This window comes from Streptomyces sp. Y20, from assembly GCF_043195475.1.
Taxonomy (GTDB): domain Bacteria; phylum Actinomycetota; class Actinomycetes; order Streptomycetales; family Streptomycetaceae; genus Streptomyces.
This window is the reverse complement of sequence record NZ_JBIDDP010000001.1, coordinates 576,713-602,451: the sequence shown is the minus strand read 5'-3', so window position 1 is coordinate 602,451 and position 25,739 is coordinate 576,713. Positions and strand designations below refer to the sequence as shown.

Here is a 25,739-nt window from a genome sequence, read left to right as displayed (position 1 = left end):
GTCTGGAGGTGACCCCGGAGGCCAAGCGGCTGGACGTGTCGCAATTGGGCCGCAGCTAAGTGCTGCGGAACATACCGCCATGACACCGTCGGTCAGACCGTTGATCTCAGGGCCGTAATGGTGCCGCATCGGGACTGCGGAGACGCTTTTCGGCACAACGTGGCAGTGGATCTACCAGCAGGCGCCGCAATGGTGCCGCCGCAGTTGGCGGCGGAGACGCTTCCACGTGGTCACACTGCCGATGGTGACGTCGTGGCCGCCACGGTGCCGCAGCCAGGGGCTACGGAGACGCGTAGTTAGCCCATGCACCGGGCGTGATGTGCGCGTGGCCGCAATGGTGCCGCAACCTGGGCTGCGGAGAGGCTGGCACAACTATGGCACCGCTGTTCGACTACTGGGGGCCGCAATGGTGCCGCAGACTGGGAACTGCAGAGACGCCGATGTCGGCGCCGCTCTGGCCATCTTTGGTGACAAGCCGCAATAGTGCCGCAGCGCGTGAGCTGCGAAGGCACATCGCCACCGGTGTGCTGGCATATTTCGGCCTGTGGCTGCGATGGTGCCGCAGCCGGGGCTGCGGAGACGCCAGAAGCCCTCCCAGAATTTGCCGAGGAGGTCGGGGCCGCGATGGTGCCGCAACGTGGGCTGCGGAGACGCTTTGACGCCTTGATGACGTTCAGAGCACCGTTTGCAGTGCCGCAATGATGCTGCAGCCAGGGGCTGCAGAGACGCTCGACCGCATCGATCTCGTCTACCTGCGAGTCTGGGAGCCGTAATGGGGCCGTAGTTGTAGCTGCGGAGACGCTGGTGGCTGACCTCCCGGTTCCATACGCAGATCACATCGCAATGGTGCCGCAGCCGAGGGCTACGGAGCTGCGCGGCGTACTTGACGCCCTCGATCATGCGGGTGTTGATGCCGGAATGATGCCGCAGCTGTTGGCTGCGGAGAGGCCGTTGGCATGGGCACGATGTGAACCGCCGCCACCAAACTGTAATGATGCCGCAGCGGTGGGCTGTGGAGACACCGCCGCTCTCGGCCAGGCGGAAGAGCGTGAACGTGCCGCAGCGGTGCGCCACGGAGAAGTAGCGACTCGGCGTTGGCATGATCGGTCCGATCCAGCTGCCGCAATGGGGCCGCACCCGTGGAGCGCGGAGAGGTACTGGTACTCCAGCACGTTGCCGATGTTCGCCTGCGGGCGACAATGGAGGGCAGCCGAGGACTGCGGAGCGACGGCGTGCCGCAGCCGGTGGACTGCGGAGAGGCCGGCACGACTATCGCACCGCTGCTCGACTACTGGGGGCCGCACTGTGGGCTGCGGAGAGGCACGACCTCAGCCATCCACTGATGCTCAGGCGCTGGTCGCTACGGGTGCCGCAGCCTCCGGCTGTGGAGTTCTGTCCACGACGTTATAGCAGCGCGGTAGCTCGATGTACCCGTAATGGTGCCGCATGTCGGGATGCGGGGGGACTCCATGCCACCGAGCGGGCAATGGCCTCCGGCACACCCTATGTCCTTCCGGTGCCCTACGAGAGTCGAACCGCGCCTACTCACCAGTTTGGTGATGGATTGTCAGTGGTGGGTGCTTCAATCCTCGCTACCTGATTGTTCGGGATCCGAGGAGGGGTTGTGGAGGCGTTGTACGAGCGGCTGCGGGCTGCGGCGAGCTTGCAGTCGGGGGACGGGGCAGTGCGAGTGGTGGCCGAGTACGAACCCGTGGGCGGGCCGGGATCACCGATCTTCCCGCCGACTGTGAAGGTGAAGGCCACGGACGCGGCTGGATACCTGGTGGAGCCACGTTGGGTGGACGGGCAGCAAACGGACGTAGTGCTGCTGGACCAGCGGCAGTCGCAGGCGAACCGGTGCGAGACCGCGCTTCTCTCCGCGATCGAGCGCGAGGAGACCTTCATCCCCCACTTGGCGCTGAGCACGCAGGCGGCAGGTGTGGGCGTGCGGGTGACGAGTCTGGAAGCGCCTCACCGATCCCGGGACGCCTACTTCCGTGACGCGGTAAATGCCGAGGGCCGGCCGTTCGATAAGACCCACGCGGGCGCCGGACTGCAGGCGGCCAGCGCCCGGGACGTGCGCGCCTACCTTCGCTGGGTACCGAGTGACTTGGTGTACGGGGTGTGGGACTCCCACCGCAAGCGCCGGATCCAGGTGAAGATCCCCCGCGCGTACTCCTCAGAGATGGTGGGGGTAGATCCTCTGGCCGGCAAGCGGGCAGCGGGTCGGATGGATCCGTTGAACCTACCCGGCGAAGTCGTGGAGGTCACCGCGTCCGGCTGGCAGTTCACCGACGGTGCGAAAAAAGCGAAAGACAAGTCGCAGGCGAAGCTCTCGGAGCTGGGGCACGGGATGATCCCGCCGTCCGAGGGAGCGGGCGGGGTTGTGGTCAAGGCTGTGCAGCGCACAGCGACGCTGAGCATGGCCCAGCTGGCGAGCCTCCGCTTCGGCGATGCCAGACCGGAATTCTGTGCGGCAGGACGGGCACTTGTGGGGGCGATCGCGTTGCTCGGGGATCGGTTGGCGTTCGCGGCGCCGGTGATCCGCCTGCGGTCCGGCTGCGATCTGATGCTGGTGTCCGAGCGCATCGAGTGGGTGGGCCGCGGCGTGGACGGCCGCCCGTCCACGGAGCCGTTGGAGCTCGCGACGCCGGAGCAGGCGCGCGCGCTCTTCGAGGTAGCGGTGGCGCGGGCGGAAGCGGCCGGAGTCGAGTGGCCCAAGAGGCCGGTCGAGTTGCAGCCGGCCTCTGGCCTGCAAGAGGCGATTCGCCGGTCATTCGAGGTGACCGGAATCGGTGAGGCAGAGAGCGAGTAGCGGTCGTGCCGTTCACTGTACGAGTGCACCTGCTGGAGCCGCTGTATCAGGCGTCGGGGTCGCAGCCTGGGCGAGCAGAGTGGCCGCCGCACCCGGCTCGGTTGTTCTGCGCGTTGGTGTCCGTCGCTGATCGCGATGATCCGGTGGAGGAGGCGGCTTTGCGTTGGCTGGAGACCCAGCCCGCTCCTCTGATCCGGGTACCGGCGCAAACGGCGGAGGCGGTGACTGCACGGAACGCCTGGGTGCCGACGAACGCTGTGGCGAAGGAGCCCGGCCATGCCGTGTTGCCGGGCCGGACGAACGGCGGTTCCCCGAAGAGCTGGCCGCAGCGCGTACTTCGGCATCCTGAAGTGGCGTTCGTGTGGGAGGTGGAGCCGCCGCAGAGTGTGCGGGTGGTGTTGGAAGCCATCGCTGGCCGGGTGCCGTACTTCGGGCGTGCCACCGGTCACGCCCTGCTCAGCACCCAGAACTCGCCCGCGCGTGAGGACCAGGGTGCAGGGGACCCAGAATTCGTGGAGTGGCAGCCGCTCCAGCCGGGCGATCCGGTGAAGACGGGAAGCACGCTGCGGGTGCCTTACGCCGGGTACCTGCAGCGGCTGCGGACCGCGTTCGACGCCCAGCAGCCCGCCTGGCAGCAAGCCCAATCACTGCGCTACCGAGTGCGCGGCGGTGAGTCTCCCGCAGAGGCCGGGCAGAACCGAGGCCCATACCGGGACTTGGTGACGTTCGCGTTCTCGCCCGGCATCGCCGTGGATCCCGGCTTTACCCTCGCGGTCACAGCTGCGCTTCGGGCTGCGGTGATGAGCAGGTTGGAGAAGGCCGGTCACGACGTGCGTGCGATGCCACAGGTGCATGGGCACAAGGACAAGAATGATCAAGGGCGGTTGTGCGCCTACCTGGGATTGCCGTTCGTTGGACACACCCACGCGGACGGCATGCTGCGAGGCGTGGCCATCGCCCTGCCGCATGACCTCCCCGTGCTGCACAGGCGAGCGCTGCTCGGCGTTCTACTTCACTTCGACGGTGGTATTCGCAAGTTGGCCGTACCCAAGATGGGTCCTCCGCTGAACCTGACGTACGTCAAACCAGCGGCGTCCGTGCTGAAGACGGTGCAACCCCACAACTGGACAAGGCCGTCTCGGGTGTGGACCACGGCACTGCCGATGGTCCTCGACCACTTTCCTAAGCGGGGCGGCCGGGGACTGGACGACTCAGTCGTCAAGAGCTGTCGTATGGCCGGTCTACCGGTGCCGGAGCGGGTAGAGGTGGTCCGCCAAGGTGGACTGCTGCCTGGCACACGGAACCTCGCCAGCCACCAGCTGCGCCGTAAGGCGGAGGAACGGCCCCTGCCAAGCTGCCATGTACGGCTGCACTTCGCGCGTCCGCTGAGCGGGCCGGTAGTGCTCGGGAGCAAGAAGACGTTCGGTCTGGGCCTGTGCCTGCCGGCCTCTACCATGACGGAGACCGTCTCATGAGCGACCCCATCGGTCTCGATGAGTTCCCCACCTTCGTCCGCGAAGCCTTCGGCTACCTCCCGTTTCCCTGGCAGGAGGCGTATCTGCGGGCGGTCGCTGTCGGAGCGGACTGGCCAGACCTCGATGTGCCCACGGCGTTGGGCAAGACGTCGCTCATCGACATCTGGGTCTTCCTCCTGGCCTGGCAGGCGGCCCAGGGCAGCGATCGCACGATACCGCTGCGCCTTTTCTTCGCCGTTGATCGTCGCTTGGTGGTCGACCAGGCCCATGAGCATGCCGAGCGTCTCGCTGATGTCCTCCGAAAGGCCGAGCCGGGGACCGTGTGCGGACGTGTCGCCGATGCGCTGTCACAGCTGGGTGGGGGCGACGAGCCGCTCAGCGTGGTCCGCATGCGCGGCGGTGTGGACTGGGCGTCCCGCTGGCTACGCAGCCCAGCACAGCCCGCCGTGGTGGTCAGCACGGTCGACCAATACGGCAGCCGACTGCTGTTCCGCGGCTACCACACGACACCGCGGATGCGCCCCATTGATGCCTCCTTGACCGGCTTCGATGCGCTGCTGGCTCTCGATGAAGCGCACCTGTCGCAAGCACTGCTCACCACGGCCCGCGACTGCGCCGCGTACCAGGCCACCGCAGCCGATCCCTACTTCGCTGCCCGAGCATTGAAGGTGGTCAGTCTTTCCGCCACAGCCGACGACTCCGGCAGACCGCGTCTGGGCGTGGGGCCGGAAGACCGTGCTCGCCCGGTGGCAGGAAGACGCCTGCATGCCAACCGCCGAGTGACCCTGCTCGATGTCTCCACATGGGCTAAGTCCCCCACCGATGCATTCGCCCATGGCGCCACCACCGCAGTGAACGCGCTTCTTCCCCACATTGAGCGCCCTGTAGTGGCCGTGGTGGCCAACACGATCGCCTCCGCCCGCGCCGCCTTCCAGTCCTTGTCAGCCCGAGACGACCTGGACATACTTCTGCTGACCGGACGCTGCCGGGACGGAGAACGAACAAACCTCGTCGAGGGCCCCCTTTCCGAACTGCTCAACGGAGTCGACCCCCACCGGTCCCGGCCGTTGATCGTCGTGGCAACCCAGACAATCGAAGTTGGCCTCGATGTCAGTGTGGCTGGAATGTGTATCGAGGCTGCCGCATGGGATGCCGTGCTACAGCGTCTGGGCCGCTTGGATCGCACCGGCGAGCTCGCCCTGGCACCGGCCGTCCTCGTCAGGAGCCACGCGCCGGACGACGACCGGACCATCCCCGTCTACGGAGAAGCCGCCGCCCACACCTGGCACTGGCTTGCCTCCCATACCCTCGTTCTGGACCAGCCAGGGGCTACGGAAGAACTGGAGCAAGCCCTTACAAGTGGCCTGCTGCTCAACCCTTCTACTCTCCCCGCACTGCGGGCCGACATCGACATCTCGGCCTTGACCGCGCCGAGCCCGCGCATCCCGGTCGTACACCGGACGGTGCTCGATTCGTGGGCTCGCACTGACCCTGCTCCGGTGCCCGATCAGGTTCCGGCCCCTTTCCTCCATGGCATGGACGCCTCCCCGGCAGACGTGCAAGTGCTCTGGAGAGCTGACCTTCCATGGGAGGACGGCACCGCACCTCTCTGGGAGATTTGGGCAGCGCGACTGGCCCAAACCCCGCCTCACCCGGGTGAAACCGTTGCGGTGCCTGTCCACCGCCTGCGTCGATTCTTGGTACGCCAAGCCGATGCCGACGCATGCGGCGACCTTGAGGGTGCTCCCGACCCCGAGCAGGCACCAAGGAAGCGCGGCATGGCGCGGTCTCAAGTGCTTCCCGCTTTGCGCTGGGACGGGCCAGGTGACTGGGCGCCGGCGCTGACTCCTGGGGAGGTTCGGCCCGGTTGCACTGTTGTCCTTCCCTCCGTAGTCGGTGGCCATGATGCGTTCGGCTGGACAGGTGTTGCGGGCACAACAGTGGTGCCGGATCTCGGCGACTTCTCGCTTGGAGACGCACTTGCAGCCACACGCTTGGACGCTGACGTCATCACCAGCCTGACGGGCCGAGCAGACCAGGCGGCCAAGTTGCGAGGACTTCTCGGTGACGCTATCGGGCGTCTGCAGTCTGGTGACGACCAGGAACCCACCACTGAGGTCGTGCGCGATCTACTCACCGCTGTCATCGACCTGCTGCCCACAGAGCTACCGGAACCGACCGGAACCGACCGTTTCACCCAGCGCCTGCTCGGCCGACTGGTCCTCCTGCGAGGCAGTGTCGCGCAGTGGGAGCAATCTGCATCGGCTCGCCCTGGAGGGGGACATGTAGTGATCAGCACCGCGTCCGATGGCTTGAACCTGATGCTGATCCCCCCGCGTGTGCCGAACGGCCTTCTAGAAAGTGTCCCTGGAGTAGGAGACGAGGAAGCTGACTCCAGCTCACTGACCCGGGTTGTCGGGTTGGCTCAGCATGGCAAGGCCGTCGGCGCCCGTGCCGCCGACTTTGCCCAGCGTGTTGGACTGCCTCAGCCAGCCATTGCCGCGACGGAGATCGCGGGACAAGCCCACGACTGCGGCAAGCAACACCCACGCTTCCAGACGATGCTGTGCGGAGGCGACGATCTGCTCGCCGAATCCCTGCCGGAACCACTCGCGAAGTCCGGCATGGACCCCGCTGACCTCGTCGGGCGGCGGACAGCCGCACGCTTGGCCGGCTGGAATCCAGGCTTGCGGCACGAAGCCCTCAGCGCTGCGGCCGTCCAGCGGTGGCTCAACAACGATCCTCCGATGGCCATCGGGCTGGACACAAACTTGATCATCCACCTTGTCGCGGCCCATCACGGTCGTGGCCGCCCCTTGCTTCCGCCCGTGCCTGATCCAGATCCCGTCGAAGTCGAGTGCACCATGCCCGACGGCCAGCAGGTCACCGTGTCCAGCTCAGTCATGGGGGTCGACTGGGACGGCCCCGACCGCTTCGCCGCTCTGATGGACCGATACGGCCCGTGGGGCACCGCAATGCTGGAGGCCATTGTCCGGCTCGCCGACATGTCAGTCTCCGAGGAGGGCAGTTGAACACGCACCAACTAGAGCTTCCGGCTCTGCACAGCGACGACCCGCTCGGATTCCTCGCTGCTCTTGGCGTACTGGAACTTGCGGAGGCGGCCCTCGGCCAGGCAGTCCGCCTGTCCTGGCGCGGGCTCGCTGCGCCAGCGGTCCTGCACACCGATCAGTCTGTGACCCTCACCCAGTTGGCTGAACTACTGGCCGGCTTCCTTCCGGGGGAACCAGCGAAGGAGTCGCTGCCCGCAGCACCGGGCATCCTCGGACTGCCTCGGGACACGAGCCCCGGGGCACCCAACGACGCCCTGCGTATGCCCATCGAACAGGCACACCGGCTGCTGCGCGATTTCGCAACGGCGGAGCGTCTCGAAAACGACCCCCGCGCGCGGTGGTTCGCGGCATTGGTCAATCAGCTCTGCGTCACTCCTGCTAAAAAATCCAAGGACGAGCCACAACAGGAGCAACGGGGTGCCACCGCGGCTGCCAGTGCTGTGACCGCTCAAGGGCCCGTCTGGTATACGGAATCAACACCCCTCTTCGCGGCGTCCGGTCAGATGACCCTCGCCAATAACTGGGTCAAGGCCGCCGAGCAGTGCCGCCGTCAAGGCGCCCACATCAGTGCGGCACTCACGGGATGGATACGAGTGCCCGACTACACCGGTGCGAACCTCGACCACCGGTCGACCGGTGATGCTTCCATGACCGGTGACGGCAAGCCTTCCCAGCAGGGCGTCCCAGGGGCGACCTGGCTCGCCTTGCACGCCTTTGCCACCTTCCGCCTCACCGGGGACACCACGAGGAGCGCCACAACCGCATGGGACACCTCCGGGGACCTACCTGCTCTCATCTGGCCAGTCTGGACATCGGCGCTCTCCAGAACATCAATCAGGGCACTGCTGGAACACCCACTCGTGCGCGCTGACAATCCCGCCCGCTTCGGTGAATCCCTCGCCAATCTCGGTCTGATTGGCATCTGCTCGGCTTCTCGGACCAAACTCAGCAACTCCTACGGTCCCTTCGAGCCCGGGCAGGTGCTTTGGCCCTAACCAGCGGCTCGACGGTGTAGACCCAAAGGATTGCTGTGCTCAGTCGCATGGAAAACCGCGCCACCCGACGGTACAACTACCGCGAGTGAGCGTGCGGATCCCGCCCGGCTGACGGCTCACCGGCCATCGTCGTGTGATCCAGCTGCCCTGCCATAGACGCTGCCACGGTGTACGCGGGGTGCCCGTCCAGCCGGCGCCGGGCCCGGTTGTACCGCTGGGTGGTGCGCGGATCTTTGTGGCCAACGGGTCGACGCGCCGGATGTGCCGGGTTCGGGGGGACAGGTGATCGCGGATCTCCAGGTCGACTACCCGGAGGGCTGGAAGGATCTGCTCCTAGAGGACGCGGCGTGTCTGTCGTTCCGGTACCTCGAAGTGGGCAGCTATCTTGGCCAGGTGTTCATCGACCTCAGCGGGGACGTGCGCAGCGATGTACGGGGCGGCGCGGCCGGTGAAGGCCAACGCGGTGATCCTGTCTTCCCCGCGGCCCTTCTTGGCCAGTGAACAGGCTTCGACCAGGAGGGTTGGCGCCCAGGACGGGCAGGAGCATCGGCCGGTCCAGCACCATCGGGTTGATCGCCGATCCCGACGGGACCTGCGGCGGCGGTGCCGGAACGGCAGGATCAAGGGTCATGAACCAAGTGCTGCCGCCACCACTGACGTCGGTTCGGGTTTTCGGGACACGGGGGCAGATCCCTTCAGCCTCAAAGAACCGCGCACCTGCAAGGATTCGGAGCGGTTCCAGCCTGACTCATCGACTGGTGTACCGGGGCAGAGGCGCTGCTCATCGAAATGGAGAACCGGCCTCAACCAGGTGTGGGAGACAGCAGCCCAGCTGAAGGGGAGCGTGCCGCTGACGCAGGGACAGGTTCTCTCCGGCGCCAGCCGCCGATCCCGGCGACATAGAGGGCCGTCGGCCACCTTGTCATGGCTTGCCTGTCACGGTCCTTGAGTGCGCGGCTGCCACAGCATGCGGGGGAGCCGGATTACCCTGAAGCTGCTCATCCGCGGACTGACGCTGTGCGGTGCCGTACCCGAGCCAATGGGGCGGCCAATAATTCAAGGGTGCTCTACGGAGGCATCCGCTCCCTCAGGGCTCTCCTCGTCGTCCTTTCTTCGGCAGCACGCGCAGTGCCACAGTGCCTTCGGCGCCGAAGGAGACGGCACCTCACAGCGGGGCCGTGGTGCTGGTCGCGTAGGTTTGTCCTTTGACTAGTAGGTCGTACAGTTCCTCGACTATCCCTGAGAACGCCTCGACACGGATCCGGTTCGGTTCCGACGTAGATCGTCGGGCCTATCGTGTGCCGCGCGTCCCGGACGCTGGACGAACCGGCGAAGGTCTGCTGCTTGTAGTGCTTGTGGCCCTGCTTGTCGGTCAGGTACTGGGCTATCTCGGTGCCCGCTCCGGCGAACGCCAGCTGTCCTGCGGCTCCGTGTGGACACCTAAAGGCGGTCTCTACAACCTGTGCCATGTGGGACCGCCCTGTCAGTACACTCGGCCACCGCGTGCGGCCCCGATCGGCGGACTGCCGCCCTGCCAGTGGCGCCGGCCAAACCTGCCCTGCCCCCGCACTCTGAAGATCCGATCGGGGCTAGGACCTGCGGTTTTCTATGATTCCGGCCCTCGAAGTCAGCACGGAACCAGCACGGGGTTTCTGACGTGCTGACTCCGTGCTGGCCGACCTGCGTCGCAGCGCGCATCCATTGCCCCCGACGGCATCCACACATGGTTACTCAATGTTACCGAGCGTCTGAGCCGACAGGGGTGCGTCAACCGCCCGAAGTGGGACAACGCCATGCGATCGAAGCAGGTTCCCGGGGACGTCCCCGGTGTCCCGCGGGACGTGGGAACGGCATTCTGACAACTCGTCATGGAAACGCTGGCTGTCGTGATCACGGTGCGTGGTCACGAGAACGACAGCCCGGAGGTTTCCATGATCCGACGGACCCTGCAGGGCGGCCTGCTGGCCACGGTCGCGGTGCTCGCCATCCTGCCCACGGCGGCTGGTGCCGCCTCGGCGGGCGGCACCACCCCGTACCCCACGCCCGCCGCCGGCGTGCAGCACACCCTCCCCTCACTGCTGCCCGCCACGACCCGGCACCAGCCGGCGAAGCACCGTACCGCCCGCCACCACCGCAGCGTCCACCGCGTGTACCGCAAGCACCACGTCGGGTGCCGCCTCCACTCGGCGCACCGCACCCACCGGCTCCGCCGCGTCATCGTGCAGACCGCGTCGTACCGGCGCGGCATCCCCGCCGTGGGCCGCGTGGTCACGCACCGCCTCCAGCTGAACGTCCGCTCCGGCCCGGGCACCGGTTACCGGGTGGTCGGCCACCGGCACCACCACCGGCTCGTGGCCCTCACCTGCAAGCGCTACGGCACCGGGGTGTTCGGCAACCACACCTGGTACCGGCTGTCCCACCACAGGGGCTATGTCTCCGCCCGTTACGTCAGGGTCGACGCCGCGCTCCCGTGGTGCTGACGGTCCCCCACCGCCGTACCCCCTGAGCCACCGCCCACCCCGACCGTCGAGGCCTGTTCGAGGACCACACATCCCCGAACAGGCCTTCGACGCGCTCATGTGCCGCACCTTTCTCACACCTCACGGAGTGTTGCAACCGCCTTCCTTACGGGAAGCCATTCCGGCATCAAGGGCGAAATGCTCATAGTGGAAAGGGAGTCGAGGGACGCACCATGCCCCACCCCGAAAAACCGACCGCGCCCGACGAACCATTGCTGGTCAGACCGCGGGAACTGAAGGACGGTACGGGGCTGAGCCTGGCGGCGCTGGCCGCGCGCACCCCTTACAGCAAGTCCGCCTGGCACCGATACCTGACCGGTGCTCAGCGGCCACCGCGGCCGGCCGTGGAGGCGCTCACCCGGCTGGCCCGCGTCGATCCTGACGCGGTACTGGCCTTGTGGGAGGCCACCGAGCACACCGCGGACGGGCCGTCGCCCGCGAGCACCCCGGACGGGATCGGACCCCGACGCTCGGGCAGGCGGCGGTGGCTGCCACTGTGTGTGCTCGCGCTGGCGGGGGTGACGGCCGTGGTGGGTGCCGCCGTCACCGCGCACGACCGGAGCGGTTCGACCGGTACGCCGGTCGTGATGGCGGTCCCGCACTGCCACGGGCCGCACTGCCGGGGCGAATTGCCCGACGCCACGGCCTGCGCACGCGACGCGCGGACCACCAGCACCGTCACCGACCCCACCTACACCGTCCGGCTGCGCTACTCCCCGGCCTGCGGCACCGCCTGGTCGGAGGTGCGGGTGCGCTCCCCGCACGCCCGCGAGGTCTCGGTACGCGCGGGCCGGGACGTCCTCTCTACGACCTACCCGGTCGACGACACCACCGGCTACACGAGCCCGATGCTCTCCGTACGCTCCCCCCGGGGCGTTGAGGCCTGCGCGGAGGTGGCCGAACAACTGGCCTGCACCGGCATGGACGTACAGGACCCGGACGAGGGCTGATCCCCTGCCCGGGGGCGGGCGGCGGGCGTACAGCACGCGCCGGAGCGCCCGAGTGCGGCAGGCGGCGGGCGGCCGGAGTACGGCGGGGGCGGGGAGCAGGTAGTCGTCAGCGCCGAAGAAGCGGACCTTGGCGCCGAGGGCGGCGGCGGCCTGCTCTGCCTCCTCGCGGCGTATCGCCTTGGCCTCCGCCGGCGTCCTGCCCTCGCGCCACACCTTGGCGGACTCGCCGCGCTCGCCGAAGGTCAGGCAGGAGGAGTGCTGCGACACAGAGACGTACTGGACGTGGTTGTCGGAGATCCACACGATGACGTGTTCCCAGTCGTGGGTGCGGCCGATGGCCGCCGGCCCCAGCGTGGCCTGGTCCTTCTCGAAGTAGCTGGCGTACATGACGGCGCACCAGCCGTTGTTGCACTTCTCGCGCGAGTACGTGTTGGCGTTCGCCAGCTGGCCGGGATCGTGGCAGTGGCCGTTCACGTCTCCGCCCAGCGGCAGGCCGGGATTGATGGTGCCGTCCGCGCCGATCGCGGCGGTGGCGTAGCATCGCCGAGCCCCTGGACGGCCCCCGCGTCATGGAGCTCGCCGAGCTCGCCGGAGACCTGGGTCTCTGGCTGCTGCCCGGCTCGGTGTGCGAGCGCGGGCCGGCCGGGGAACTGTTCAACACCGCTCTGGCCTTCTCCCCGCAGGGGCGTCTGGCGGCCTGGTACCGCAAGGTGTTCCCCTGGCGGCCGAGCGAGCCTTACGATCCCGGCGACCGGTTCGTGGTCTTCGACGTCCCGGAGGCAGGGCGGATCAGTTTCGCGATCTGCTACGACGCCTGGTTCCCGGAGGTCGCCCGCCACCCGGCGTGGCAGGGCGCCGGGGTCATCGTCAACTCCGTGATGACCACGACCGCCGACCGCGGACGCGCGACACAGGTCAAGCCGTGCTCCTTGCGGGCTGGGGGAGTTCGTGAACCGTGACGTGCAGAGGTAGAACGGCACTGCGTTGTATGGCGACCCGTGCCCAACCTACGGCGGTCGGAGACCAAGGTGCGTACACGCCGCCATGACGAGCGTGAGTCGCACCGCGTTGTTGTGCGAGTGGTGCACAGGGGTCTCAGGAAGGGGCGCGACACTTCACTCGAAGATGGCCGTCGCGTACTCCACGATGAGCGGGCTCGCCACTACGCACGGCCTGTTGGCACTGCCACCGGCGAGCACCCCCGTGATGCGCGCATATCCCGTCATCAAAGCGGATGTGTCAAGGCTGAGGTCCTCATTGTCGAGGGCGTGCAACAGCTCCTGCACGCCTCGGCCGTGCAGATCGGGGGCTGTCGGTGGTGCGGTCTGATCTGCCGCCATAGGGGCGCGGTGTCTGGTGAGTGCCTCGACGACCTGGCCGGCCCTCGTGACGAATGCATGTCCCAGGCTCGAGGCCGAGTTCCTCACCTCCAACAGGGGGCCGTCGATTGACATCGGGCTCCAGCCTCGCAAGTGCCGGACGGAACCGTGCATCAGCAGACGGCAACTCTGGTCAGATGCCAGGTCCGAGTCTCTTCCGGGCGCCGGGTCCACGAACAGCACGAGGTCCTCGTGCGCGCCGCTGAGCGTTACGCATCGAAGAGGCACCTCGTATTGAACCCATTGCCCAGGTCGCAGCCCCGGCTTCGCGTACCAGTCCGCAACAAGTTCCACATGCCGGTACACCTGACGTAGGTGCCGGCTCTGCTCTTCGTCCGTGGTCGGCGCTTCCATGTCGATGCCGCCGAACGGCGTGGTCACGCGAAGAGCGCCCGCACGCGGGGCGCGCCGAGGCTCGGGCATGAACTGCCGCAGTTTGCTGTCCGACAGGTAGACGATCTCACGCAAGAGGCTTCCTCCGTCAGGCGCGCCGGGCACGTGGCACGTCATAGTGCCATCCCGCACTGACAACGGCCGCCGGAACACAACCACGTGATTCGTTTGCCAGTTGATGATGACTGACGCACGTTGACCGGATAATGAGCAGGCGCGTACTGCGTGAAACGAGGAGCCCGGGGGACGTCATGGAAGACCGGTACGAAGCGGACTCGACACTGGAGCGACTCCGTGAACGGGTGGAGGGCATAGGGCAGAGCCAGACTCGGCACGAGGGAAAGCTGGACGGCTTCGAGGAGAACCTTCACGGGGTACGAGCGCACGTCGGCAAGCTCAGCGGCGAGCTCGCCGAAGTCCGTCAAGAGCTTGCGGGGCTGGAGAGCGCGGTTACCGACACACGGCAGGCACTCGACGGTTTCATCGAACAGTACGGTCGCGACCGAGAGGTGGCCAAGGCTCAGGCCGAGCTGTCCCGCCTGACAACCCAATGGCATGCGGACTTCGCCCAGCGCAAGCACACGCGTGCACTGGCCCGCGGACTCGTTCACACCCTTACCGCGCACGCCGTCAACAGGGGAGTCGTCAATACAGCCACGGTGCGAGCCTGTACAGAGGAACGAATACTCCTCGAACCGACATACTGGCTGGCACCGGCTGCCATGACGGTAGCGGCCGCATTCCGCAACGAGGTGGAACAGGGTGAGAGCGCCCACGCGCACGCGCTCATGCTGGACGCTGCCAAAACCAACCTCTTCTTCGCACTGACCTACTCCCGCCTTGGAGACCAGGTCAAGGCGGCTAACTGTATGGACCTCTACCTGCAATCACTTGATCCTGATGAACTCGGCCAGGACTTCTTCGTGGTCCTGGACGCCATCGCGAGCAAGGAATTGGGAGAGGAGGCGCTCGGCTACACACAGGTGGCCATGACGGGATGGAGTCAGAGCAGGCAGCTCACTCCGGGTAGTTCCTACCCGGCTGCCGACCTGGTCGATGGCGGCGAGTGCGAGGTTCGGTTGCAGAGCCTGCGTCGGCGCATGCCCAGGGGCCAGTACGACGCACTGCGCAAAGTATGCGGGCAGCAGTGGGAGTCGCTCGCGGAAGGCTGGGAGCTCGCATCAGTGCCCGGCAGAACTCTGGCTCATCTCAGGCGCACGTTCCCAGACGGGCCGAATGGGGTCGACTGGCCCGTCAGCGCCGGCCACTACGCCGAAAGTGCCCTGGAGCGACTCATCAACCAACTCGAACCCGATGAGGCAGACATGAGGGAGAGGATGCGGTGGCTCGAGCGCGTGATCGAGCATGGGGGAAACCTCGAAGCGGCCAAGGCAGCACACGAAATGTCCCTTGGCCCGGACGCGGAACCAGTGACCTTCATTACGCTCCTCGACCAGGCCGTCTTCGAACCGGCCACAGCGCGGCTCGGCTCTCCGGCCCGCCGCATGGCCCTTCGTGCCATCTGGCCGAGCTTGGAGCATGCCGCCAACCGAATCGTGGCGGCCTCCCGGTACCACCTTCCTCAGCACGTCGCCCTGAGCATCGCCGACTGGTCCTGCATCGTTCCGACGGATCCCCAGCGGATGGTCGAACCGGGCTCGCTCCTCGATGACCTGGCGACGCACATCAAGCGGCAGACGCAGGAGCAGTCGGACGCGGTCGTACGCAGATGGCCGCGTATCTGGGGAGCCCTGACGATCGGAACCCTCACCGGGTCACTCCTGGTGCCGTTCGTCGAGGGCGTATGGCTGGGGCTGTTCCTCCTGGTCGCCCTGGCAATGTTCGGGTGGGCGGCGTGGGAGATCTGCGGTGTCCCACTACGCAGGAAGCACGTGCTCGATCAGGGGGGCCGGCTACAGCATGAGGCCGTCGCTACGTTGGCCAAGGCTCTGGACCAACGTGAGGACTTCTTCGAGGAATGGCATGAGTCGATGGGCGAACTGACGGCACTCACAATGTGGGGAGGCAATCGCACACCGGACTGACCATGAGCTCTTCGCGGTGTACCGAGTGAACGGAAGAGGACACGGGTGAACACCTTCCAACTGATCGGCGGTCGCTACCAGCAGAAGGGCGGCCCTGCCAGAGGCGCAATGGGCGATGTGTGGACGGTCGAGGACACGAAACTGGGCCGCACCGTGGCTCTGAAATTCCTTGCTCGGCGTCGACTCTCCCAGCAAGGAGCCCTGACGGAGTTCATCGATTCGACAGTGAAGATGTTCGAACGTGAACGTCTGGCCATGGCGCGGATCAACCACCCCCACGTCGCGCACATCTACGACACCGGCGAACATGACGGCGAGTTGTACATCGTCATGGAGTACGTAGAGGGCAAGTCACTCGCTGAGCACCTGAAAACAGGCGCGACTCTCGCTCTCGAGCCAGCCGTGCGCTGGACCCGCCAGATATGCGAGGGGCTTGAGGCCGCGCACAAGGCCAAGGTGCTCCACCGCGACATCAAGCCCGACAACATCATGATCACACAGGAACGTGACGTGAAGATCGTGGACTTCGGGTTGGCATTCCTCGCCGACGTCACCCAGTCGCAGACGACCGCAGGGACCCCGCTCTACAAGGCACCGGAGCGGTGGAGCGGTGAACAAGGAAGCCTGCGCAGCGACTTGTACTCCGTAGGCTGCGTCCTGTACGAGATGCTGACAGGCCGCCCACCGTTCGGCAGCCCTGGAGACGACGTCATGGTCGTGGGCAGGATGCACCAGGAGAACACACCGGCACCCCCGAGCGCACACCGCCCCGGCGTTCCCCCTCAGCTGGATTCCATTGTTCAAATGCTGCTGGCCAAGGACCCGGCGCGTCGCCCGAAGAGCGCCCAAACGGTGGCGGATGCGGTGAGAGAGGTCCAGCATGTCCTGGATGCAGCGGGCCTGGGTGATGCGATTGAAGAGGCGGACCAGGTGGAGACGTCCGACACCGATGTCGGCCTCTGTGGAAGCATCCGAGCACTGGATCGCCTTATCTTCGACCTCGAGCGCAGGTTCGGACCGACTGACCAGTCCGTGATCGACGCACGCGCGAAACACGCTGAACTCACCGGTCGGTCAGGCGACGCACGAGGAGCTGTGGCTCTCTACAATCGGCTCGGCCATGACTGCCAGGACTTCTTCGGACCCTACGATGTGCGAGCGCTGAGCGCCTTTGAGGGCGTCGCACGATGGATTGCGGAAGCGGGCAAAAAGTGAACACGACACGGCGTTGAGGTGTTCGCCGTCGGCCTCGGCCGCCAAGGGACCTTGCGGCGAGGAGGACCGGTGCCAGGCCGTTTCGTCGTGTCAGCGCCCGCAGGCCACCCCCGTTGCGTCCCCTGTGCCATCTCACCTCTACGGCTCAGGACGAGAACCGGTGGTCGGGCAGGTCGTGGCGGCAACGGGGGTGCCGCATCCGTAAGCGCGAACGTTGCAGCCTGGGCCATGTGATCGGCCGATCACCACCATTTCAATCACGCGCCCCAGCACGCCAACGCGGAAAGGTGTTCACGCAAAGCCCTGCGCGACCGTGCGGATGAGCTTGTTGTTGGCGAACTCATCGATGCCTGGTCGGCCCAGCTCGCGGCCGAATCCGGAGCGCTTGATGCCACCTAAGGGGGTCCCGCTGCCTCCGCGCCGACGAAACCTTCGACCGGCTCCTGGCCGCAGTCCAGGGACGGGCGGAGGTGGACTGGCTCGTCGCGCTCGACTCCACCATCCCTCACTGCTGCGAAGCAGCAGCTGCAGCTCTTCACCACAAGGCAGCGCGCTACTGTCAGTGTCGAGCACTGGTGCGTGTCGTCAGGGCCGCCGTCGACCAGGGCGGGTGCTTCCCCGTTCCCCGGCCAGCACGAAAGTTCCCGGTGCTGGTTCGGTGCTGACTTGGAAGGGTCAGTAACGGAAAAGCCGCAGGTCCTAGCCCTGATCGAATGAGTTGTCGTACCACTCGATGGTGGTGCCGATGAGGCTGGCGGCGACGATGCGGGGGAGGCTGGCGGGGGGTGGGGGAGCGGTGGTTCCGGAGGCCATGTGCGCCACTTCATCGTGTGCGGTGGGGGCGGGTACGTGTCGGCACACGGTAGGAAGACGCAGGTCAGGGGCACATGTGGTGGGGCACCATAGTTCGGGGCGCTGCTATCCGTGCGGCCACCATGCCGGGCCGGGGAAGGGCGGTTCACGGGCTCGCGAGTGGTCGGGACCAGCACTGTCCGGGAAGCGTGGTGGGGGATGATTCGACGGTGCGGTGCTGACTCCCGTGCTGGTTCGGTGCTGACTGAAAGCCCACGTCATCACCCGTCTTCCCCCCTCCCGTGCTGACTTGGTGCTGACTGCGCTCCCGGGAACGGCCGTCCGCGGCGCACCGTGGCCGCCGGCCGAGGATGCCTCGGTCGGCGGCTACGGGCGGCGGCAGCCGGTCGGCACCAGCCGAGAAGTCCTCAGCGTGACGAAGGGGACGAACGCAGCCCCTTCGAAGGGCGGGCCGACCGGGTGCATGCGCCTACTTGAGCGCCGTACCCCCCGACTTGCGGTACGCGATCGTCTTGTTGATCAGGTTTCCGCCGTCGGACTCGGCCGTGGTCTGTTCCTGCTGCCCCGGACCGAACAGGAGGCCGGCGACATGTGCGTTCGCCACCTGGTCCATGTGCGAGAAGAACCAGTCGACCTTGTCGTCCTTGTAATGGTTGAGGGTGTTGTTCTGCGCCATGTTGCCCACGGGGATCTGCCACAGGACCACCGGCTTCCCCGCGGATTCGGCCATCGTCTTGTAGAACTTCAGCGAGGCAGCGGCCTTCTGGTCGGTCCAGAAGTTGTCCTGGCCGCCGTGGGCTGGCTGCGCGTACCAGCCTGCGTCGCGGTCCGACACATCGGCGACCAGGAAGTCGGCGTTCTGTGCCCCGAGGTTCTCGTAGTCCTTGGCGCATCCCTGGGTGTTGTTCTGCCAGTCCCAGCAGGAGAGGTGCATCCCCACGGTGGCGTTCGGCGCATATTCGTGCGCCATCGCAATCAGGCAGTGGGAGAGTCCGGCGGCGGTGTTCTCCTGCGAGCCGCAATCCGTCGGATTTGCACCCGAGACCTTCGCGGCAACCTGGTGCGGATTGCCGAGCGACCGGACATAGCCCCAGAAGTCGGGCTCGATGTCGATCATGTCGTGCGAGTTGCCGATCTTCTGGAGGAAGAAGCGGTAGTCGTTCATGTAGCGGGTGAGCAGGTCGGCCCTGTTGATGGCCTTGACCTCGCCCGGACCGTCGCCCTCGCCCGCGAGATCCCCGAGGTCGCGCAGCGAGTACCAGGTCCAGAAGTTCTTCTGCGGGCGCGGCTTGCCCTGGTACGTCGCCTTGGCCACATGGTCGTCGCCCCAGGTCACGTAGAAGCCGGGCGCCGTGGTGTCGCCGGACCAGCAGCCCCACCAGCTCGACCACTCGGCCTTGCAGCGCGACGCCGTGTAATAGTCCGACGAGGGAGCGGGCTGGCTGTGCACATAGGCGTATCGCACGTCGAACGGCGCGGCGGCTGCCGAGGCGTCGGACATCGAGCCACCGATGAGCACCGTGCTGCTGCCCATGAAACCTGTGGCCGAGCTGCCGCCACTGCCACTGCCACCGCCACCGGCGGCCGGAGACGACGCCGGGGCCGACGGCGAGCGGGTACCGCCCGGAGCCTGGCTTGCCGGAACGCTGCCGCCCGGCGTGGTAGACGTGGGAGTGCTGCCGGAGCTCCCGGTGCCGCCGATGCTCCCGGCCGGGACGAGTTTCCACTGCTGGTTGGCGCCGCCCTTGTCTTGCTGCTGGGTGACGCGGCCCCCGTCGGCCTTGGAGCCGTTCTTGACCTCAACGGCCATGCCGCTGAAGCGATTGATCAGACGCACATGGCCGGCCGACGATTTCTCCAGGTGGAACTGCTGGTTGGCGCCGTTCCGGTCGGCCCACTGCACCATGGCGGAGCCGGCGGTCTTCGACCAGCCGTAGTCGTCCAGCACCTTGCCGGAGTTCCGGTTCTGCAGCCGGTAGTTACCGTCACCCGAGTCGATGAACCGCCACTGCTGGTTGGCCCCGCCGTGACGGCCCCACTGCACCACCGCCGCACCGTCGTACGTGGCGTAGGAGAGCCCGTCCAGCACCTCGCCGCTGTTGCGGTTGACCAGCACGTACCAGGCCTTCGTATCCACGACTGCCGCTGAGGCCGTATTGACCACGGCCACGGAGCCGCCCACGACAGCCAGGACGACGGCCGCCCAGAAACTCCGACGCTGGTACAGCCGACGGCCACGATGCCCCTGCTGTCGCCCCGGAACGGCTGAGCGGAACGACAGTCGACCACGGCGACGACGGTGGGCGCGACCGCCGCCGGGCGACGCCTCGAACGACGCGGGTGGGGGAGGGAACATTCTTCGGTGCTCTCTTTCAGCTGTTGTCGCTCACCGGACCGCCTGGTCCGAACAACACCCAGTTGTCACGGCCCCCGAAAAGGTTGCCTCGGCCCGCCAGAATTCTTCTCGGCCGCCGCGCACCGGGTGGTGATCAGGTCATTGGATCGGAGCGGCGGCCAGGGCGGAACACAGCTGGCGACCCTGTCGGTCGACCGTCCACGGTGGGTGTCGTGAGCCGTCCGGCCCGTGGCCTCGGGGCTGCCGCCGTAGTGACCGCGGACCTGCTTGCCCATGTGGTTGAAGGCCAGGCCCTCGCTGATGGTCAGGCCTGGGGGTGACGCCCACCAGGATCAGGGAGCCGCCCAGGCCCAGCACGGAGGCGGCCTGGTCGCGGACGGCGGGGACGCCGGCGCAGTGGAAGGCGAAGTCCAGGCCCCGTCCGTCGGTGGCCGCGCGGACCTGGTCGGCGAAGTCGGGTGCGGCCGGGTCCGGGGCGAAGTCGGCGCCGAAGGCGAGGGCGCGCTCGCGGGCGCTGGGCAGGGGGCCGGCGGCGATGATCGGGGCGGCGCCGACCGGGCGGGCGAGGCGTACGCTGTGCGCGCCGACCCCGCCCACGCCCCGGATGCCGACGGACCGGAGTACTCGTGCGGCGGGCTGGAGCAGAACTCCACGCGGACATGGAGGGCTCTCCGACGCAGTCCCCACCCCTACGCCGCCGTCGTCACCACCGCGGGCGTCCGTCCCGCCGGTCGCCTCGCCCTACTGGGGCTCCTCACCGAAGTGCATCGCCCCCCATACGTGAACTCCGTCGTCAACCTGAACGGGACACTCGACATGCCTCATCCGCCACAGTGCCCCCTCGCTTTGCCACCAGGCAACATGACGCTGATCGGGTGACGATGGACATGTACGGACGTGACCACGCTGCTCCCGGTAGGAGGCAGGCGCCATGACATCCCCTTCCGAATCCTCCGGCCCCGTTCCGCCACGCGGCACCGAACCACAAGAGGACCGCTTGGCCGAAGGCATGACCGCCCTGGCGAACATGGGCTGGCAGGTCCTGCTCACCATGGGCCTCGCCACCATCGCCCTGGGCGTCATCGCCCTGGTCTGGCCGGGCGAGACACTCCGCGTCGTAGGGGTGCTCTTCGGTGTCTACCTGCTGGCCACCGGTGTCTTCCAACTCGCCGCAGCCTTCGGCACACACGTCCCCCGACATCTTCGAGTACTGCACTTCATCACCGGTGCGGTCTCCGTCCTGCTGGGACTGATCTGCTTCCGGGGTCCCCTGGAGTCGACCTTTCTGCTCGCCCTGTGGGTCGGCTTCAGCTGGCTGATGCGAGGCACCCTGGAGACGGTGGCTGCGGCCTCCGATAAGGCCATGCCGGCCCGTGGTTGGCACGTGGCCTTCGGCATCATCGGCACCATGGCCGGCATCGTGATGATCGTCATGCCGTTCGCCTCCATCGCGACACTCACCCTGGTAGTGGGCGTCATGGCCATAGTTCTGGGCCTGACCGAGGTGGTACGCGCCATCATGACACGCGTCGAAATCGGCCATCTGGCTGCCGGCACGCCCACCGAGCGGCGCCCCCTGTTCCACGGACGTCCGCATCCCCAGCACTGATCAGGGGGCGGATCGGCCGGACGCTGCGAGCGGCGACACCGCGCAATCTCCGGCTGTTGTCGGCCGGCGAGCGGTCACGCTCATCGCAGCAGCGCGCGGTTGTGAGGGCGATCCTGCCGTGGCACGTCGCGCCCGATCGACCGGGGCGGTATGGGGCATCGGCCCGTCAGAGCCGCACTCACGTTCCGCCCGGGCCAGAGAAGTGAAAAGGCCTTCCAGGGTGTGACCACGTAGCCGAAGAGGGCCAGCAGGCCGACGAACGGCACTCCGGAAACCAGCAGCGTGACGTAGGTCAGGAGCCCGCAGATGACGCTGATCACTGCCAAGGAAGTGCCATGATCGCGGTGGCCGCACAGGCGATCGGCGGACCGTCGGCTCGGCGGGGGGCGGCGCTGTCAGCCGCAGGCGTGATCGCGGCGGTCCCGCTGCCACCAGTGGTATGCGCCGGGCTGACGCATGCGGCTTTCGGGGAGGCACCGTGACCGAGAAGGCGGCGCGGCTGACGACCGGCGCACGGCGGCCCTATCTGATCGTGAATCCGCGTTCGGGGGGAGGGAAGGCAAGCCGGTTCCGCATCGCGGAACGAGCACGCGCGTTCGGAGCTCAGGTCTTCCTGATCGATCATTCCCTGACCCAGGACATGGCGACTGTCGCCCGACGTGCCGTGGATGACGGCGCCGATCTTCTGGGCGTGGCCGGCGGAGACGGTACGCAGGCGCTTGTCGCCGAGGTTGCCGCGAAGAGGGGCCTGCCCTTCCTGGTCATTCCGGCGGGTACCCGCAATCACTTCGCGATGGATCTCGGTCTGGACCGTGAGGACCCTTCGGCCGCTCTGGAGGCCCTCACGGACGGCGTCGAGCTGCACGTGGATCTGGGATACGCGGGCCAGCGGGTTTTCGTCAACAACGTGTCGTTCGGCGCCTATGCCGCCTTGGTGCAGGACCCCGCCTATCGTGACGACAAACTCGGCACGGCGGTGCGCATCCTTCCCGAATTCCTGGCCCGGCATGAGGGCCCGGAGCTGGTGGTGCGCGCAGGGCCGCTCACCGTGGAAGGGCCGGATGCCGTGCTGGTGAGCAACAACCCTTACCAAGTGGACGACCCCGCCGGGCTCGGCAGGCGTGCACACCTCGACTCCGGCCTCCTGGGAGTACTGGCCGCCAGGGCGGAGACGCCGGCCGAGACGGCCGCCAGGCTTCGCAGCGGCCAACCGCACGGCCTCACCCGTCTCGCCACGCCCGACGACGTCGTCGTGTACGCCGACGTCCCCGTCCTCCCCGCCGGGCTGGACGGCGAAGCCGTCAGCCTGCCGACTCCCGTGCGGTGCCGCGTCAGTCCTCGGGCGCTGCGGGTATGGGTTCCCCGGCATCGTCCCGGCGCCGGGACCTCCGGGCGACTGCGAGGTCGGCCTGCCGGCCGGCGGGTGGTCTGAGACTCCGGCGAGCTGTTCCCGGCCGCGGTACCTAACGCTGATGTCAGCGCTCGGCTTTCGACTGCTCCCGGTTCAGCCTGACGATCGAGGCGTTCAGCGCGCCGTTGCCCTGTGTACCCACCCCGTCACGCGGACGGTGGGGCCGCGTGACCGAAGGACTGCTCGGGCAGCCGGAGCGCTACCGGAGATGTGACTGCAAGTGGGTCAGGCGTTGCGAGGTCAGGTCCGACGTGAGGCGTGGTCCGGGGCGATGTCCGGCACGACGAGTGAGCAGGTTTCCCCGGGCGCGATGGTCACCGCCCGATCGGCCAGCATCACGCGGATCGGCGACTCGTCCGAGTCCGGCACGCTGATCTCCAGCTGCCCGCCCCGGCGGCGTACGCCGACGCCCCAGTGACCGCGGTAGTGCACCGTGAACCCGTACTCGGAGAGAGCGGGAAGAGGCACCGGGTTCAGCCACAGGGCGTCCTCCCGCGTCTCCAGTCCCGTCAGGCCACGCTGAACCAGGTCGAGCGTCCCGGCCATGGCCCCGAGATGGATGCCTTCCCCCGTGGTGCCGCCCTGGATATCGGCGATGTCAGCCTCCAGGGCCTCGTGGACGTACTGCCACGCCTCGGCCCGTCGGGCCCGGGCCAGAACCAGGCCGTGGACGAGTTCGCTGAGAGTGGATCCATGGCTGGTGCGCTGCAGGTAGTAGTCGACGGTCCTGCGCCAGAGGTCGTCGTCCAGGTCGTACCCGAGACGCCGGAACAGAGCCCGCAGTTCGGAGGGCGAGAACAGGTAGCCGAGCATGAGGACGTCTGCCTGCTTGGACGCCTTGTAGCGGTTGACCGAGTCGCCCTCGGCCTCCAGGAGCCGGTCCAGCCGGCGGATGGTGCCGTAGCGCGCACGGTAGGTGTCCCAGTCCAGCTCCGCGAGGTCGTCGTAGCCCTCGAACTGGCTGATGACCCCTTGGTGGAACGGCACTCGCAAGCGGTGGGAGACCTCCTCCCACTTCGGCAGCTCGTCGTTCAGCCGGAGCCGGTCGACCAGTTCCTCGCGACGCCATGCGGGAAGGCGCCGCACCAGTTCCAGGGTGCGGGTGAGGACCCAGGCGGCGGTGACGTTGGTGTAGGCGTTGTCGTCCAGTCCAGGCAGGACGGCCCCGGGGTAGCTGTCGTGGTACTCGTCGGGGCCGACGACCCCGCGGATCCGGTAGCGGTCCGTGCCGGGGTCGTGGACGGCGAGATGTGCCCAGAAGCGGGCGATCTGCAGCAGCATCTCCGCGCCCCTGGTGTGGAGGTACTCGGTGTCGCCGGTGGCCTCGCAGTACTGCCAGACGTTGTAGGCGATCGCCGAGCCCACGTGGTGCTGGAGGCGGGAGTGGTCGGGCAGCCAGCGGCCCGAGGCGGGGTTGAGATGCCATTCCTGGGATTCCTCACGGCCGTCGCTGCCGCTCTGCCACGGGTACATCGCCCCGGACCGGCCGGTCGCGGCCGCCGCTCGGCAGGCCCGCGTGAGGCGCCGACAGCGGTAGTTCAGCAGGGACCGGGAGACTTCCGGGAAGTGCAGGTTGAGGTAAGGGAGGACGAACAGCTCGTCCCAGAAGACGTGACCCCGGTACGCCTCCCCGTGCAGGCCCCGGGCGGGAACTCCCACGTCCAGCTCCGTGGTGTTGGGTGACAGCGTCTGCAGTACGTGGAAGAGGTGGAAGCGCAGGATCCGGCCGGCTTCACCGGGTACCCGGATGTCCGCGCGACGCCATAGCCGCTCCCACGCGGCAGCGTGCGAGTCCAGGACGGTGGGGAAGTCCGCCGCGGTGGTCACCCGGTCGACCGCTTCGCCGAGCGGGTCGCTGATCGCCGTGTCCCGCGAGGTGTGGAGCGCCACGGTCTTGTCCACGGTGATGCGTCGGCCCGGCGAGAAAGGGATCACCACACGCTGGATCGCGCGTTGGCGGGCCGGACGAAGCACCGACGAGGCCGGAGCCCCGTCGGCGGTGATCCTCGTTCGGGCGGCCAGGGCGACGGAGATGTCCGACGTGCTGGTCCGGCAGGTCAGCCAGACCGTGTGGGGCTCGTGGGCGCCAGTGCGCACATGGGTCACGTGGTGGCGGTTGAGGGCGCGGTAACGGTGTACGTTGCCATTTATCACCTCGCCGTCGATCGAGCTTTCGATCTCGATGTCACCTGAGCAGTCCTCGGCCGTGATGACCGTGCGCAGCGCTGCCAGGTGCGGATCCCCCATGTGCACCAGGCGGATCTGCTCGACCCTGAGCACGCCCCTCTCGTCGGTCCGGTGGCGGAAGACCCGAGTGAGCGTGCCGCGGCGCAGATCCAGGGTGTGCTTGTGGTCCAAGAGCGTGTGCGTGCCAGGGGAGAGCCACGGGCCCCACGCCCCCGGGGTGCGGCGCAGACGGAATCGGAGAAGCAGCCAGTTCGGGAGGTTGACCAGATCCTCGTTCACCACCTGCCGCCCCGCCACGGTCGACTCCAGGCGGTTGTAGCAGCCGGCCACATAGGTGGCCGGGTAGTGCAGCAGCCCGGCCCGGCGCTCGGGCAGCGCTCCCCGAGTGGCGAAGTAACCGTTTCCTAGTGTGCAAAGCGACTCACGCAGCCGCTCGGCGGTGGGGTCGTAGCCCGTCCATTCCCATGTCCACTCCGACATCCGTCACCCTCCCTCTCCTCCCCGAT

18 protein-coding genes and 1 pseudogene are annotated in these 25,739 nt (G+C 67.4%); 12 read left to right on the top strand and 7 right to left on the bottom strand.

What is annotated here, in order from left to right:
- The first annotated feature begins 1,624 nt into the window (after nucleotides 1–1,624).
- From cas7u to cas3u, 3 genes are read left to right on the top strand one after another with little or no spacing between them, the layout of a single operon-like run.
- Nucleotides 1,625–2,815: a type I-U CRISPR-associated RAMP protein Csb1/Cas7u gene (gene cas7u / locus ACGFT1_RS02500; RefSeq protein ID WP_373907157.1), complete on the top strand. Its 1,191-nt coding sequence runs from the start codon at nucleotides 1,625–1,627 to the stop codon at nucleotides 2,813–2,815.
- 23 nt (nucleotides 2,816–2,838) lie between these two features.
- Nucleotides 2,839–4,290, top strand: a complete 1,452-nt coding sequence (gene csb2, locus ACGFT1_RS02495; RefSeq protein ID WP_373907156.1) for a type I-U CRISPR-associated protein Csb2 — start codon at nucleotides 2,839–2,841, stop codon at nucleotides 4,288–4,290.
- Nucleotides 4,287–7,322, top strand: a complete 3,036-nt coding sequence (gene cas3u, locus ACGFT1_RS02490) for a type I-U CRISPR-associated helicase/endonuclease Cas3 (protein WP_373907155.1) — start codon at nucleotides 4,287–4,289, stop codon at nucleotides 7,320–7,322. Before csb2 ends, cas3u begins: the two co-directional genes overlap by 4 nt.
- An 11-nt stretch (nucleotides 7,323–7,333) precedes the next feature.
- Here cas3u and ACGFT1_RS02485 read toward each other — a convergent pair whose 3' ends face one another.
- The gene (locus ACGFT1_RS02485; protein ID WP_373907154.1) at nucleotides 7,334–7,471 is read right to left on the bottom strand and encodes a hypothetical protein; all 138 of its coding nucleotides are present in this window, start codon (nucleotides 7,469–7,471) and stop codon (nucleotides 7,334–7,336) included.
- Nucleotides 7,472–7,483: 12 nt separating this feature from the next.
- On the opposite strand from ACGFT1_RS02485, the gene ACGFT1_RS02480 reads away from it, so the two are divergent.
- The 4 genes from ACGFT1_RS02480 to ACGFT1_RS02465 all read left to right on the top strand — a co-directional run bounded on the left by ACGFT1_RS02480 (nucleotide 7,484) and on the right by ACGFT1_RS02465 (nucleotide 11,825).
- Nucleotides 7,484–8,356 (top strand): hypothetical protein, encoded by an 873-nt coding sequence (locus ACGFT1_RS02480; RefSeq protein ID WP_373907153.1) that lies wholly within the window; start codon nucleotides 7,484–7,486, stop codon nucleotides 8,354–8,356.
- Between the two features lie 282 nt (nucleotides 8,357–8,638).
- Nucleotides 8,639–8,857: a hypothetical protein gene (locus tag ACGFT1_RS02475; RefSeq protein ID WP_373907152.1), complete on the top strand. Its 219-nt coding sequence runs from the start codon at nucleotides 8,639–8,641 to the stop codon at nucleotides 8,855–8,857.
- Between the two features lie 1,430 nt (nucleotides 8,858–10,287).
- Nucleotides 10,288–10,836, top strand: coding sequence for a hypothetical protein (locus tag ACGFT1_RS02470; RefSeq protein WP_373907151.1), 549 nt, complete (start codon nucleotides 10,288–10,290; stop codon nucleotides 10,834–10,836).
- Nucleotides 10,837–11,048: 212 nt separating this feature from the next.
- A complete protein-coding gene (locus ACGFT1_RS02465; protein WP_373907150.1) occupies nucleotides 11,049–11,825 on the top strand; it encodes an XRE family transcriptional regulator in 777 nt (258 codons plus the stop codon).
- 252 nt (nucleotides 11,826–12,077) lie between these two features.
- On the opposite strand, the pseudogene ACGFT1_RS02460 reads toward ACGFT1_RS02465, so the two are convergent.
- Nucleotides 12,078–12,365: pseudogene (locus ACGFT1_RS02460) on the bottom strand (NPP1 family protein); the annotation flags it as partial.
- Between the two features lie 29 nt (nucleotides 12,366–12,394).
- On the opposite strand from ACGFT1_RS02460, the gene ACGFT1_RS02455 reads away from it, so the two are divergent.
- Nucleotides 12,395–12,784: a carbon-nitrogen hydrolase family protein gene (locus ACGFT1_RS02455; RefSeq protein ID WP_373907149.1), complete on the top strand. Its 390-nt coding sequence runs from the start codon at nucleotides 12,395–12,397 to the stop codon at nucleotides 12,782–12,784.
- Between the two features lie 156 nt (nucleotides 12,785–12,940).
- Here the strand turns inward: ACGFT1_RS02455 and ACGFT1_RS02450 are convergent, their stop codons facing one another.
- Nucleotides 12,941–13,672, bottom strand: coding sequence for an SAVMC3_10250 family protein (locus ACGFT1_RS02450; protein WP_373907148.1), 732 nt, complete (start codon nucleotides 13,670–13,672; stop codon nucleotides 12,941–12,943).
- 176 nt (nucleotides 13,673–13,848) lie between these two features.
- Here ACGFT1_RS02450 and ACGFT1_RS02445 point away from each other — a divergent pair, with 176 nt between their 5' ends.
- Together ACGFT1_RS02445 and ACGFT1_RS02440 are read left to right on the top strand one after the other, a co-directional pair.
- Nucleotides 13,849–15,642 carry a hypothetical protein gene (locus ACGFT1_RS02445; RefSeq protein WP_373907147.1) on the top strand — a complete coding sequence of 598 codons (1,794 nt, stop codon included), beginning with the start codon at nucleotides 13,849–13,851 and terminating at the stop codon, nucleotides 15,640–15,642.
- A gap of 45 nt (nucleotides 15,643–15,687) precedes the next feature.
- Nucleotides 15,688–16,857: a serine/threonine-protein kinase gene (locus ACGFT1_RS02440; RefSeq protein ID WP_373907146.1), complete on the top strand. Its 1,170-nt coding sequence runs from the start codon at nucleotides 15,688–15,690 to the stop codon at nucleotides 16,855–16,857.
- A gap of 1,282 nt (nucleotides 16,858–18,139) precedes the next feature.
- Here the strand turns inward: ACGFT1_RS02440 and ACGFT1_RS02435 are convergent.
- Both ACGFT1_RS02435 and ACGFT1_RS02430 read right to left on the bottom strand, forming a co-directional pair.
- Entirely contained in the window at nucleotides 18,140–19,807 is a 1,668-nt protein-coding gene (locus ACGFT1_RS02435) for an RICIN domain-containing protein (protein ID WP_373907145.1), read from the bottom strand.
- 357 nt (nucleotides 19,808–20,164) lie between these two features.
- Nucleotides 20,165–20,623, bottom strand: coding sequence for a zinc-binding dehydrogenase (locus ACGFT1_RS02430; RefSeq protein WP_373907144.1), 459 nt, complete (start codon nucleotides 20,621–20,623; stop codon nucleotides 20,165–20,167).
- Nucleotides 20,624–20,957: 334 nt separating this feature from the next.
- On the opposite strand from ACGFT1_RS02430, the gene ACGFT1_RS02425 reads away from it, so the two are divergent.
- Entirely contained in the window at nucleotides 20,958–21,635 is a 678-nt protein-coding gene (locus tag ACGFT1_RS02425; RefSeq protein WP_373907143.1) for an HdeD family acid-resistance protein, read from the top strand.
- Nucleotides 21,636–21,715: 80 nt separating this feature from the next.
- Here the strand turns inward: ACGFT1_RS02425 and ACGFT1_RS02420 are convergent, their stop codons facing one another.
- Nucleotides 21,716–21,961 carry a hypothetical protein gene (locus tag ACGFT1_RS02420; RefSeq protein ID WP_373907142.1) on the bottom strand — a complete coding sequence of 82 codons (246 nt, stop codon included), beginning with the start codon at nucleotides 21,959–21,961 and terminating at the stop codon, nucleotides 21,716–21,718.
- A gap of 152 nt (nucleotides 21,962–22,113) precedes the next feature.
- Between ACGFT1_RS02420 and ACGFT1_RS02415 the strand changes: the two genes are divergently transcribed.
- Nucleotides 22,114–23,067: a diacylglycerol kinase family protein gene (locus ACGFT1_RS02415; RefSeq protein ID WP_373907141.1), complete on the top strand. Its 954-nt coding sequence runs from the start codon at nucleotides 22,114–22,116 to the stop codon at nucleotides 23,065–23,067.
- 219 nt (nucleotides 23,068–23,286) lie between these two features.
- Here ACGFT1_RS02415 and ACGFT1_RS02410 read toward each other — a convergent pair whose 3' ends face one another.
- Nucleotides 23,287–25,713: a glycoside hydrolase family 65 protein gene (locus tag ACGFT1_RS02410; RefSeq protein WP_373907140.1), complete on the bottom strand. Its 2,427-nt coding sequence runs from the start codon at nucleotides 25,711–25,713 to the stop codon at nucleotides 23,287–23,289.
- Between the last annotated feature and the right edge of the window lie 26 nt (nucleotides 25,714–25,739).